The following is a 12,406-nucleotide window of genomic DNA, read 5'->3' on the forward strand; positions in this document are numbered from 1 at the left end:
TGGCGCCTCGACCCGGCTCAGGCGGGGTTCGGCGTGGTCCCCGGCCGGGTGGCGAGCGGGACGAGATCGCCGAACTCCCACGACACCGGCTGCACGCGGACGGGGAAGTTGCGGTTGGGGGCCTCGACCATCCTGCCGTCGCCCAGGTACATCATCACGTGGTAGATCGTGGTCGGGTCCGAGGTGTCGTGGGCGTAGAAGAGGAAGTCGCCCGGCTGCATGTCCCGGACCGGCAGGTGGCCGCCGGAGTTGTACTGGTCGCGCGACACCCGCGGGATCGTGACGCCGGCCGCCCGGTAGGACGCCTGCAGCAGGCTGGAGCAGTCCCAGGAGTCCGGGCCGGTCGCGCCCCACACGTAGGGCTTGCCGAGCTCACCGAGCGCGAAGCCGATCGCCGCGCCGGCGACGCCCGGGGGGAGCGCGCCGGTCGTGCCCGGGGCGCAGCCGGTGGGGTTGGCGACGTCGCCGATGTTCTCGACCAGCGACGCGGCGAGGCCCTCCCACTTGGCATAGGCGTCGGGGAAGGCCGAGCGCTGCACGGTCTGCGCGGCCTTGGTGACCGGCATCGAGTCCCAGCCCGGCACCTCCATCAGCCGCTCGTAGAAGATCCGGCTGCTGTAGGCGGGGTCGGTGACCTGGGCGGGGGTGCCCCATCCCTGGGACGGCCGCTGCTGGAACAGCCCGAGCGAGTCCCGGTCCCCGTAGTCGATGTTCCGGAGCGTCGACTCCTGCATCGCGGTGGCCAGCGCGACGAGCCACGCCTTCGGCGGCAGCTCCATGTCCTTGGCGACCGAGATGATCGCGGCGGCGTTCTGCCTCTGCTCGTCGGACAGCGTCTCGAAGGTGGCTCCCCCGCCGCCGCGGCCGACCGTCGCGGTCGAGATCCCGGTGTCGCACCAGGCCGCGTTCGACCGGCCGCCACCGAGGTTGGGGCTGAACGCGAGGAAGCCGACGGTCAGGAACAGCACCAGCGCCATCCCGATCGCGACGAACGGCAGCAGCAGCCGCAACGGCCGCAGCGCACGCGTGAGCGGGGTGCTCATGCGCGGTCGTAGCGGGACACCTTCCAGCCCGCCTCGGTGTCGACGACCAGGATCCGCAGGGTCAGGGTGTCGGTCGGCACGGTGGCCTCGACGCTCCGCGCCGCGACCCGGGTCGCGGTCGCGGGCCCGGTCACCCGCGAGGCGGGCACGTTCGACGGGTCGACGCCCGCGAGGACGCCGAGGAACTCGTCGGTCGTGTACGGCCGCAGCCCGGCGACCCACTGCTGGGATGTCGTCCCGTCGGGGTGGTTCACCCAGGCCGACGCCCACACCCGCGCGGTCTCCAGCGCCTGCCGTGGTGCCCGGGAGACCGGCAGTGCCTCGGGGGTCAGCTCGGGCACCGGCGGCAGCAGCGTCGGGGTGGGCGTCGCGGACACCCCGGACGAGCCGCTGTCCCACCGGTTGCCGCCGGAACCGCCCCCGGCGATCAGGCCGCCGGACGCCGCCCCGCCGGAACCGCCGAGCGAGACCAGCCCGAACACGAGCCCGCCCAGGACCACCACCGTCACGGCGAGCCGGGCGGGGGAGCGCAGCGGCCACTGCCACACCGCGCGGTAGGCGCCGGCGCGGCCGCGGGAGGACCTAATCGGCACGGTCGCCGCCGGTGCGGGCCGCCCGCGGGCGGTAGATCTTGTAGACGGGTACGCCGTCGACGAGCTCCGGGGTCACCGGGGTCGGGTCGCCGGGGCGGCGGGGACCCGCGTCGTCGCGGCGGTAGATGGAGCGGTCGTCGACCTCGCCGGGGTCGACCCGTGTGGCGAACCCGGTGTCGGGCCGCCCGGACGCCCCGACCGGGAGCGCCCCGCGTCGCGGCTCGGCGATCCGGGCCGCCTGGGGGGAGGACACGTCCGGTGCCGCGCGACGACGGACCCGGGCGCCCGGTCCGGCCGCGGTCTCGGCCTCCGGGCGCGCCGCACCCGGGTCGCCGGACCCTCCGGGGCCGCCGCGCTCGGACCACCAGCGGGACTGGCGCTCGTCGGCGTCGTTCGGGCCGCGCATCCGGTTCCACACCCGCGACACCGGGCCGCCGTTGATGCCGGGGACGATCCCGCCGAACTGCTCGCGGGTCAGCGTCACCATCGACACCAGCCGGCGGAACGGCCGCGCGACCGCCCACAGCACGAGCGTGACCACGCCCGTGACCAGCAGCGCGAGCCACAGGTCGACCCCGGACCCGGGGGCGAACAGCGACACGACCAGCAGCGCGTGCAGCCCGGCCAGCGCCCCGACGACGAGCGTGTTCACGATCGCGGCGCCGCCGATGCGCAGGATCGCCGGGACGACGTCCGGTTTCAGGAGCGCGACGACGGCGATCGCCGGCGCCGTCACCACCATCAGCCGGATGATCAGCAGCGCGACCAGCACCAGGACCTTGGACAGCAGCTGGAACAGCGCGATGCACGCGGCCTGGATCAGCGCCAGCGTCCCGGCCCCGATCCGGCTGCCGGAGGCCCCGGTGAAGTACGGGTAGCGGTCCCCCATCCGGTCGGCGAGCGCGGCGTACTCGCCCTTCTTGCGCTCCGCCGTCTCGGAGGTGTCTTGGCCCTGGTCGATCTCGTCGACGGTGAACGCCTGCGCCCGGAGCAGGTCCCGGCCCAGCTCCTGGGCCTGCGGGACATCCGGTGCGCCGAAGGTGCCGCGCAGCCAGTTCTGGTAGGCGACCTGGTCGACGAGCACCGTGGGGAGGGTGTCGCGGGTGCCGAGCCCGACCTGGCCGAGGAAGCCCTCCTGCATCTGCGTGACGCCGTCGAGCAGGAGGTTGTCCGCGGCCCGCGACCAGTCGACGGGGGCGAGGTAGGCGGCGGAGCCGATCATGAGCGCGAGCACCGCGATGCCGGTGCGCTGGGCCTGGCGCGCGAGCTCCCCGCGCATCGCCAGCAGCAGCACGACGATCGCGAACCCGAGCAGGCCGAGGCCCACCCAGGTGGTGAACACGGTCTCGTACATCGCCCGGGTGGCGGTGGTGATGACCTGGTCGAGCGGCGCGAACAGCGACCCGCCGTCGGCGATGAGGTAGTGCGCCCAGTTGACGCCGCCGACGGTCAGCTTCGCCAGGTTGAAGACCTGGTTGCCGAGCCAGGTGTCGGTGGTGACCGACGGGTTCAGCACGCCCGACGCGGCGCAGCCCAGGTCGTAGTTGTGCCAGACGAGACCGGCGTAGCCGACCTCCTCGTAGACGCTGCCGGCCTCCCCGTGCAGCGCCGAGGGCCGGTCCAGCGAGCCGACCAGCCCGGTGCCGGGGCGGTCCGGTTCCGGCGGGGTCTTGCAGTCCAGCGCCTGCGCCATGGCGGGCGAGCCGAGCAGCAGCGTGCCGCCGGCGATCGCGGTGACCACCAGGACCGCCGTCCGCCGGCGACGGCGACGGGTCACCCCGGGCGTCTGCGGCGTGCGGCGGCGGGTCTTCCGCACCGACACGACGACGGCCGCGAGCAGCACGCCCAGGACGACCCAGATGCCTGCGCCGCCGGACGGGTCGAGGCCCGCCGTCACCGTCCGTCCCCGTCGGGGGGAGCGACCGCGGGCTGGCCGTTCGTGACGGCGGACCCGTTCACCGGGCCGTCGCCGCTCGACGGGCGGGTGCCGTTCGTCGGGGCGGGCTCGTCGACCACCCAGTCGTCGTCGAGCTCGTCGAGCAGGTCGAGCTGCTCGTCGTCGTAGAGCTCCGCGCGGCCGACGGCGGCGTCGGTCGCGGCGACCGACACGACCTGCACCCCACCGGCACGGACCCCGCCGGCCAGGACCGGGTCGTCGTCGCCGGGGCCGATCCGGGTGTCGGTGCGCAGGTCGATCTCGTCGCCGTCGAGGTCGGGCAGCACCACGGGGGCCGGGGCGCGCCGCGCGGGCAGCGGGCTCGGCTCGTCGGGTGCGGTCATCTCGGGATGCCCGGGCGCGGTGATCGCCGGGCCACCCGGCGGCCGCGGGGCGACGACGCGGGCCGCGTCGGGGTTGGTGTCGAGCGCCTCGCGGATGTGCTCCAGGTGCGGCGCCTCCAGGTCGATGCGGACCTTCTCCACACCACCGTGGCCGTCGGCGAAGACGAACTGGCGGGGCGCGTCGTCGGGCCGGTCGTCGTGGCGGGGGCGTGGGGACAGGGTCCCGAGCATCTCCTCGTAGCCGACGCCGGTGGGCACGCGCAGCAGCCGCAGCGCCTCGGACTGGGCCTCCTCGTCGTCGGTCCGGCCGACGAAGACGGCGTTGACCAGCGACGCGAAGCCCGACACCCGCAGCAGGTCGCCGGCCAGCTGGGAGGCGAACAGGGCGCGGACGTTGAACTTGCGGGAGTCGCGGGCGAGGCGGTCGATGAGCACCTTGCCGGTGGGCACCTGGGACAGGAAGTGCGTCTCGTCGAGCGCGACGCCCTTGCGGAGGTTGCGGTCGGCGTCGTAGATCGTGCGCTGGGTCAGCCAGGACGCCAGGTTCAGCAGCTCGACACCGAGCGACTCGTTGTCGGTCCACTCCTCGCGCGGGCTGCCCGGGCGCGGCAGCGACAGGCCCTGCATCGTCAGCACGGTGAGCCGGTAGTCGCGGTCGGCCTGCCAGGGGTCGGCGCGGGTCTCGTCGGGGAACAGCAGCGCGGCCTGCGGCAGCTCGCGCCGCTCGTCGAGGAAGTCCGCGACGACGCCGGCGTGGTCCTCACCCTCGGTCGCGTGCCGGCGCAGCGCGTCGATGACCATGCCCGGGTGCCGGTCGGGCGAGCCGCCGACCTCGCGGACGGCGCGGAGCAGCACGATCCGGGTGTGCGGCTGGCGGGCGATCTCGTAGGGCAGCAGCCCGGACAGCACGTCGAGCACCAGCCGGCGACGGGTGGCCGCGGCCAGCGAGCGCTCCCGTTTCCAGGCGCGCTCGGGGTCCTCGTCGTCGAGGAAGTGGTCCGGGCGCGGCTCGGCGACCACCCGGTACGGGTTGAGGATGCCGGGGTCGGCGCGGAGCAGGTTGATGTGCCGGGAGAACGGCGCCAGCTCCGGCAGCCGGGTCAGCTCGGCCAGCGGGCCGGACGGGTCGAGCACCGTCCAGCGGGCCCCGGCGCGCAGCGTCTTGTAGACGACCAGCCCGGTGAGGAACGACTTGCCCGAGCCCAGGCCGCCGACGATCGCGGTGAGGCCGGACGCGCGCCGGACCTCCTGGGCCAACCACGGGTCCCAGGCGACCGGGCGGCGGGTCGCGGTGCAGGTCTCGCCGAGCATGATCCCGCGGCGGTCGCCGACGCTGGCCGTCGCGGCCGGGACCGCGGCGGCCGCCCAGGTGACCGACCCGCGTCGCCGGTAGGCCGTCGCGGCCAGCGGCTCGCCGGGGATGAACTCGCGGGCGTAGCGGTACTGGGCCTCGGGGTGCTCGATCTGCACCTTGGGCCGGTACAGGTCGACGACCTGCTGGGCGCGGGTGGTGGCCTCGGCCTCGTCGCGGCCCGAGACGGCGATCCGCCACCAGCCGTAGAGCCGGGTGTTGAGCTGGGTGAGCCCGGTGGTGAGCTCGTCCTCGACCTCCAGGACCCGGTCGGCCTGCCGCGCGAGCGACATGGGCGGGTCGAGGTCGTGGTCGTGGGTGTAGTGCCGGATCTGGCTGCGCACCTTGCCCATCTGGCGCTGCAGCTCGCCGGTGACGTCCTCCGGGCGGCGCACGTAGATCCGCGCGGACCACTCCACCGGGAACGGCAGCCGGTCGGAGTGCTGCATCCACGGGTCGTCGATCTCGGGGATCCGCAGGCCCTCCATCAGCCCGACGCTCAGCACCGCGACGTTGCGGGTGACGGTCTGGCTGCGCATCCGCCCGACGACCTGCACCGTCGGCGCATACGGCTCCTGGTGCAGGTCGACGCCCTCGGTGAACGCGGCGAGGTCCTCCGGCTCCCAGGTCGACACCCCGCGCGGCACCGAGGACAGCCCGCGCGGGGCCGGCAGCCCGAGGGCGACCGAGCGGTGCATCAGCCAGGCCATGTCCTCCGCGCTCGCCGGGACGGCATCGAGACCGGACCCGGCGACGAGCACGTCGAGGTGGTTGATCTCGGTCTCCAACGCGGCGAGCTCGGCCTTGACCGCGGACGGTACGAGCCGGTCCAGGACGGGCGCGGCGCGCTCCACCCAGCGGTCGAGCAACCCGCGGCCGGAGACCTCGATGCCGAGGAAGACCTCCTTGTCGGCCATCGACAGGCCCATCAGGTGGCGCTGCTCGCCCTCCAGGAACCCGTCCCAGCCGAGCGCGCCGGGCACGTCGGGCATGCGGCCGATCGCGTTCTGGTCGAACGACTCCGCCCACATGTGCACCGGGTAGGGCCGGGTCGTGACGCGCAGGTGCAGCCAGCGCCCCTGCAGTTCGCCGAGCTGCGCGGCGATCTGGCGGATCAGGACCTCGCGCTGGTTGTCGCTGCGGAAGCTCCACGCCTGCGCCGCGAGCCGGTACCAGGCCATGACCTGCCCGTTGGTACGTGTGATGTGCCCGTCGATCGAGCGCAGCGCGATCGACGGGGTGTAGTCCGAACCGCCCTCGCCGGCGCGGGCCCGGCCGCGCCGCGCCTTCGGCCGGGGGGTCCGCTCAGGTGCGGCCACGGTGGCCACTCCGGCGCCACGGGTCGGGACGGGTGGTGCGCGCGGGCACGCTCGCGCCGCGACCGCTGCCACCACCGCGGGCGCGGCGGAAACGGCTCCTGCGCGGGGCGCTGCCCGGCTCCGGCAGCGGCGGGACCGCGCGCGCGGGTGCCGCGACCGGCGCCTCGAGCCCCGGGACCACGGAGGAGGTGGTGACGGGCGCGTCCACGACGGCGTCCACGGTGACCGGCGGCCGCGTCCCCGCGGCGTCGATCCGGGTGCGCTGCGCGGTGGACAGCACGGGGGTCCGGCCACCGACCGACGGGACGCCGGGGTGGGCGCGGGTGGTGTGGACGCGGACGTGGCCCGCGCGGACCGAGCCGCCCGCGGCCCTGCGCCCGGCCCGCGGCCCGGTCACCTCGGCCCAGAACTGGCCGAGGACCTGACCGAGCGGCCGCTCGTAGTCGATCTTCTTGCCGAGCAGGCGGGTGATCGCGACGGTACCGACGAGCGCCCAGGCCACCGAGAAGAAGTCCAGGCCGATACCGAGCCGGCGCTGGACGAACATGATCAGCATCATGACGAGGAGCCCGACGCCGTAGCTGACGTAGCGGGCGCGCCAGGGGAACGTGGCCCGCGGCGGCCCGAGCCAGACGGCGTCGACGCGGTAGACCTCGTCGTCCGTGCGAACGAGCACGGATCAGCCCGGGGTCACGAGCAGGTTGGCCAGCGCCTGTCCGATGGCCGGACCGCTGCCGGTCACGGCGATGCCCAGTGCGATCAGGCCCACCAGCAGCCCGATGCTGCGCCGGGCCACGCCGGCGTTGTCACCACGACCACCGATCCACAGCAGGATGACGGCGATCGCGAGCAGGATCAGCGGCACGATGTTGTTCGTGATCCAGTCGCGGAGGTTGACCGTGGTCAGCTGTCCGCCCTGGGCGAGTACCAGCTGGATCGCCTCGTACGAGGTCTTCACAGCTCCTCCTTGCGGCAGTCCGCTTGTCCCGGTCGCTCCCGCAGGCGAGTAGACCACGAGACCCGTCCGGGATCCTAGGGGCTGAGCCACCCGGCCCACGGGTGCGCCACGCTGCGCGATCGGGTCGACACGGTCGGACCAGCGTCGATCGGGCGTGACCCGTGTCTCCCCGACATCCCCACCCTGGCCCGGGATGTCATGGTCGGCCTTGGCTACTGTTCGGTAACACGCGCGGCCGACCCGTGGTGAGGTCGGGCAACCCACGGCCGGGCGCACTACCCTTCGCCCGACCGTCCTCGCGCCCCACCACACCAGCGCGACGACGAGGTCCGAGGAGGCATCGCGATGGAGAGGCCCGCCCCGTCCCGGCGGCACGGTACGCCGTGCGCCCCCGGACGCGCGCGCCCCGCCGCGGCCACGGTGCCCCACCGGACCGGTTCATCGATTCCCGTCCCGTTCCGTCACGGCAGCACCACGCTCCGGCAGGGACCGCTGGGTGTTCAACAGGGAGGTTCCTCCAGATGACCTGGGTGCAGTACACGCTCGGCATCGTCACCGTGCTGTCGGCGATCGCCGCCGTGGCCCTCGTCGCGATGACCGTGACCCGGATGGTGAAGATCATCCGGCTCGGTGAGTCCGACCCGACGCGCAACGGCCCGTTCGGGCCGCGGTTCGCGACGATGCTCAAGGAGACCCTGGGTCACACCAGGATGCTCAAGTGGACCAAGGTCGGCATCCTCCACTGGCTGGTGATGGTCGGCTTCCTGGGTCTGATCCTGGCGCTGGCCGAGGCGTTCGTGGAGGTCTGGAGCCCCACCTTCCACCTGCCGATCATCGGCGAGTGGTCGGTCTACTCCCTCTACGTCGAGATCCTCGGCGTCGCGACCGTCGTCGGCATCGGCGCGCTGATCGTGATCCGCCAGCTGGACAACCCGCGCTCCCAGGGCAGGATGTCGCGGTTCTACGGCTCCAACATGGGCCGCGCGTACTTCGTCGAGGGCGTCGTGTTCCTCGAGGGCCTGGGCATCCTGGTCGTGCGGGCCGCGAAGATCTCGATGGGCGCGTTCGACGTACCGGTCTGGTCCGCCCCGGCCTCCTACGCCCTGTCCGTGGTCTTGCCCGCGTCCCCGGCGCTGGTCTCGGTGTTCGCCGCGGTCAAGGTCCTGTCCGCGATGATCTGGCTGATCGTGATCGCCGCGAAGCCCACGATGGGTGTGGCCTGGCACCGGTTCACCGCGTTCCCGAACATCTACTTCAAGCGCAACGACGACGGGTACAAGGCCCTCGGCGCGACCCGGCCGATGATGTCGAACGGCAAGCCGCTGGACCTGGAGGAGGCCGACCCCGACACCGACACCTTCGGCGTCGGCAAGGTCGAGGACTTCACCTGGAAGGGCCTGCTCGACTTCACCACCTGCACCGAGTGCGGCCGCTGCCAGTCGCAGTGCCCCGCATGGAACACCGAGAAGCCGCTGTCGCCGAAGCTGCTGGTCAACGCCCTGCGCGACCACGCCTACGAGAAGGCCCCCTACCTGCTCGCCGGCGGCAGCCGCGACATGGCGGGCGACGAGGTCGGCATCACCGGCGAGGGCGCGGAGGAGCGGCTCAAGGCCATCCCGGTCGACGCGCTGGAGGCCGCGGGCCGTCCGCTGGTCGGCGGCGAGGACGTCCTGGGCGTCATCGACCCCGACATCCTGTGGTCCTGCACCACCTGCGGTGCGTGCGTCGAGCAGTGCCCGGTCGACATCGAGCACGTCGACCACATCATCGACATGCGCCGCTACCAGGTCCTCATCGAGACCGAGTTCCCCACCGAGCTCAACTCGCTGTTCAAGAACCTGGAGAACAAGGGCAACCCCTGGGGCCAGAACGCCAAGGACCGCCTCGAGTGGACCAAGGGACTCGACTTCGAGGTCCCGGTCGTCGAGGGCGATCTGGACGCCGAGACCGAGTACCTGTTCTGGGTCGGCTGCGCCGGCGCGTTCGACGACGGCCAGAAGAAGACCATCCGGGCCACCGCGGAGCTGCTGCACCGCGCCGGGGTGAACTTCGCCGTCCTCGGCTCGGGCGAGACCTGCACCGGTGACCCGGCGCGCCGCTCGGGCAACGAGTTCGTGTTCCAGATGCTCGCCCAGCAGAACGTCGAGACCCTCAACACCGTCTTCGAGGGCCGCGAGACCGGCACCCGCAAGATCGTGACGACCTGCCCGCACTGCCTCAACACCCTGGGCCGGGAGTACCCCCAGCTCGACGGGCACTACGAGGTCGTGCACCACACCCAGCTGCTCAACAAGCTGGTGCGGGACAAGAAGCTGGTCCCCGTGTCCGCCCCGGCGGGCGAGGAGACCGGCCCGGTCACCTACCACGACCCCTGCTACCTCGGGCGGCACAACGAGGTCTACGAGGAGCCCCGCGCGCTGATCAACGCGACCGGTGCGGCCGGGACGACCACGCTGACCGAGATGCCGCGCCACGGCGACCGGTCGATGTGCTGCGGTGCCGGTGGCGCCCGGATGTGGATGGAGGAGCGCATCGGCAAGCGCATCAACTTCACCCGCGCCGAGGAGGCCGCCGAGACCCTCACCCGGGCCGGTGGTGGCTCGGAGCCCTCCGGCACGCTGGCGGTCGGCTGCCCGTTCTGCCGCACGATGATGACCGACGGCGTGAACCAGACCGCCGGTGAGGCCGTGCAGGTCCAGGACGTCTCGCAGATGCTGCTCGCCGCGGTCAAGCGGGGCGACTCCCCCGCCGGGACCGCGCCGGAGCCGCAGCCCGAGACCGAGGGCCAGAGCGCGCCCACCACCGACGCCCCGGGGACCGCCACCCCGACCGCCGAGGTGGCCGAGGAGGCCGCGAAGCAGGACCCGACCCCGGCCGGTTCGGACGGTGCGTCGAGCACCGGGACCCCGGCGTCGTCGGGGAACGGAGCGGCGAACGGGTCGACCAACGGGTCGTCGCCGGAGGAGGCGACGCGGGAGCGCTCGAACGAGAACTGACCCGGCAACGACGACGGCCGGGTACCCCGCAGGGGGTGCCCGGCCGTCGTCGTGTGCGGGTCAGCAGGGGGTGAAGGAGCTGACCTGGAACGTCGTCGTGGTGGTGCGGGTGAGGACGACGCGGCCGAGCTGCGGTGCGGCCGCGCCCCAGGCCGAGCCGCAGGCGTCGACGGCGGTGGTGGCGCCGACCGCCACCTCCGGGTCCGGACGCCGGTCCGGGACGGTGACCTGTGCCCCGGCGGGCATCCGCCCGTGCAGGACGGCGACGGCGTCCTCGCAGCCCGCGGCGCCCGTCGCGGCGCGGAGCTGGTCGAGCGCTGCGGGCTGGACGAGGCGGCAGACCCGGGCCGGGTTCGGCGAGGCGACCCCGGTGTCCAGCGAGACGAGCGCGAGCTGCGGGCGGGCGACGCCGAGGTCGGTACGGAACCGTGCGCCGGCCTGCGCGTCGACGCGGGCCTGGTCCTGCCGGATCTCGGCCGAGCGGAACGAGTAGCCGACCCCGGACACCACGAGCAGCACCACTCCGACGGCGAGCACCGTCCAGCGCGGCAGCAGAAGCGCCCCGGCGACGATCACCCCCACCGACAGGGCCAGTGCCCACGCCCACGGGTTCTCCCGCGTCCCGTTCACCAGGGCCGCGACGAGCACGACCCCGGCGACGTGCGGTGCCCACCCCTGCAGCAGGCGGTCCAGCCGCAGCAGGGCGAGCAGGACCAGGGTGCCGAACCCGAGGCCGACCGGGATCCACCAGCGGTCCGGGTCGTCGAGGAAGGGCAGGAGCAGGACCGCGGCGCCCGCGAGACCGAGCGCGGTGGCGCCGCGGACGGTGCGGGGGCGCAGGCGGCGCCACGGCGCCCAGGGGTCCCGGTCCTCCGTCCCGCGGTCCGCCTGTGGCGGGTCCGTGGGGTCGGGTGCGGGCCGGCGGGTGAGGGCGCGCGAGCCGGGGTCGGGCTCCGGGGGGACCACGGGGGACATGACGAGCTCGGTGCCCGGGTCCGGCGGGGTGGCGGGCCCGGAACGGGCCGGGCCCCCACCGGCCGCGTTCTCGCCGCCGGCGCCGGGCGCGGGTGTGCCGGGAGCGGGGGCGCCACGCCCGGGCGCGCCGGGACCGGCGTCGCCCTGCCGGGGCGGGGTGGCGCGGCGGACGCCGCGATCGGGCCGGCCGCTCCGGCGGCGGCCGGTGGCCCACGGGTCCGGGGAGCTGCGGTCGGCGTCCATCACCGCCAGCGTAGCGACGCCGTCACCCCCGGCGGGGCGACGAGCTCAGGCCCGCCGGGTGTCGGTGCGGTGGAAGCTGCGGAACGCGCGCGACGGCGTCGGTCCCCGCTGCCCCTGGTAGCGCGACCCGACGCCCTCGGTGCCGTAGGGCCGTTCGGCCGGGCTGGACAGCCGGAACAGACACAGCTGCCCGATCTTCATCCCCGGCCACAGCGTGATCGGCAGGTTCGCCACGTTGGACAGCTCGAGGGTGATGTGGCCGGTGAAGCCCGGGTCGATGAACCCGGCGGTGGAGTGGGTCAGCAGCCCCAGACGGCCGAGCGAGCTCTTGCCCTCCAGGCGTCCGGCCAGGTCGTCGGGCAGCCCGACGCGCTCGAACGTGGAGCCCAGCACGAACTCGCCGGGGTGCAGCACGAACGACTCGCCGTCCGGCGTCTCCACCGGGGTCGTCAGCTCGTCCTGCTGCTGGGCGGGGTCGATGTGGGTGTAGCGCGAGTTCTGGAAGACGCGGAAGTACCGGTCCAGCCGGACGTCGACGCTGGACGGCTGGAGCATCTCGACGTCCCACGGGTCGAGCACGAGCCGGCCGGACTCGATGTCCTTGCGCAGGTCACCGTCGGAGAGCAGCACGCCGACACCCTATCCAGG

Annotated in this window: 9 protein-coding genes; 1 reads left to right on the forward strand and 8 read right to left on the reverse strand. The window is 73.9% G+C overall.

Translation table 11 applies throughout. The annotated features are described in order from the left end of the window. Positions 1 to 17: 17 nt before the first annotated feature. Genes WHI96_RS00380 through WHI96_RS00405 form a run of 6 tightly spaced genes read right to left on the reverse strand, consistent with a single transcriptional unit; the run spans position 18 to position 7,544 of the window. Positions 18 to 1,043, reverse strand: a complete 1,026-nt coding sequence (locus WHI96_RS00380) for a C40 family peptidase (RefSeq protein ID WP_345654381.1) — start codon at positions 1,041 to 1,043, stop codon at positions 18 to 20. After that, positions 1,040 to 1,636, reverse strand: a complete 597-nt coding sequence (locus tag WHI96_RS00385; protein ID WP_345654384.1) for a hypothetical protein — start codon at positions 1,634 to 1,636, stop codon at positions 1,040 to 1,042. Before WHI96_RS00385 ends, WHI96_RS00380 begins: the two co-directional genes overlap by 4 nt. Next, on the reverse strand, positions 1,626 to 3,533 hold the full coding sequence (locus WHI96_RS00390; RefSeq protein WP_345654387.1) for a hypothetical protein: 1,908 nt from the start codon (positions 3,531 to 3,533) through the stop codon (positions 1,626 to 1,628). The genes WHI96_RS00385 and WHI96_RS00390 overlap by 11 nt, the downstream gene beginning before the upstream one ends. Then, on the reverse strand, positions 3,530 to 6,586 hold the full coding sequence (locus WHI96_RS00395) for an ATP-binding protein (RefSeq protein ID WP_345654390.1): 3,057 nt from the start codon (positions 6,584 to 6,586) through the stop codon (positions 3,530 to 3,532). Before WHI96_RS00395 ends, WHI96_RS00390 begins: the two co-directional genes overlap by 4 nt. Further along, positions 6,573 to 7,262 (reverse strand): hypothetical protein, encoded by a 690-nt coding sequence (locus tag WHI96_RS00400; RefSeq protein ID WP_345654393.1) that lies wholly within the window; start codon positions 7,260 to 7,262, stop codon positions 6,573 to 6,575. Before WHI96_RS00400 ends, WHI96_RS00395 begins: the two co-directional genes overlap by 14 nt. A gap of 3 nt (positions 7,263 to 7,265) precedes the next feature. Beyond that, positions 7,266 to 7,544, reverse strand: coding sequence for a hypothetical protein (locus tag WHI96_RS00405; protein WP_020622502.1), 279 nt, complete (start codon positions 7,542 to 7,544; stop codon positions 7,266 to 7,268). 521 nt (positions 7,545 to 8,065) lie between these two features. Between WHI96_RS00405 and WHI96_RS00410 the strand changes: the two genes are divergently transcribed. After that, positions 8,066 to 10,540, forward strand: a complete 2,475-nt coding sequence (locus WHI96_RS00410) for a heterodisulfide reductase-related iron-sulfur binding cluster (protein ID WP_345654396.1) — start codon at positions 8,066 to 8,068, stop codon at positions 10,538 to 10,540. Between the two features lie 60 nt (positions 10,541 to 10,600). Here the strand turns inward: WHI96_RS00410 and WHI96_RS00415 are convergent, their stop codons facing one another. Beyond that, entirely contained in the window at positions 10,601 to 11,758 is a 1,158-nt protein-coding gene (locus WHI96_RS00415; protein ID WP_345654399.1) for a hypothetical protein, read from the reverse strand. Between the two features lie 45 nt (positions 11,759 to 11,803). Beyond that, the gene (dcd, locus tag WHI96_RS00420) at positions 11,804 to 12,388 is read right to left on the reverse strand and encodes a dCTP deaminase (RefSeq protein ID WP_345654402.1); all 585 of its coding nucleotides are present in this window, start codon (positions 12,386 to 12,388) and stop codon (positions 11,804 to 11,806) included. Positions 12,389 to 12,406: the final 18 nt, after the last annotated feature.

Source organism: Pseudonocardia tropica (genome assembly GCF_040105315.1).
GTDB classification, from domain to species: Bacteria; Actinomycetota; Actinomycetes; order Mycobacteriales; family Pseudonocardiaceae; genus Pseudonocardia; species Pseudonocardia alni.

Excerpts from the sequence above, each read along its gene's own strand:
- WHI96_RS00380 (WP_345654381.1), bottom strand. The coding sequence starts at position 1,043 with ATGAGCACCCCGCTCACGCGTGCGCTGCGGCCGTTGCGGCTGCTGCTG.
- WHI96_RS00410 (WP_345654396.1), top strand. The coding sequence starts at position 8,066 with ATGACCTGGGTGCAGTACACGCTCGGCATCGTCACCGTGCTGTCGGCG.
- WHI96_RS00415 (WP_345654399.1), bottom strand. The coding sequence starts at position 11,758 with ATGGACGCCGACCGCAGCTCCCCGGACCCGTGGGCCACCGGCCGCCGC.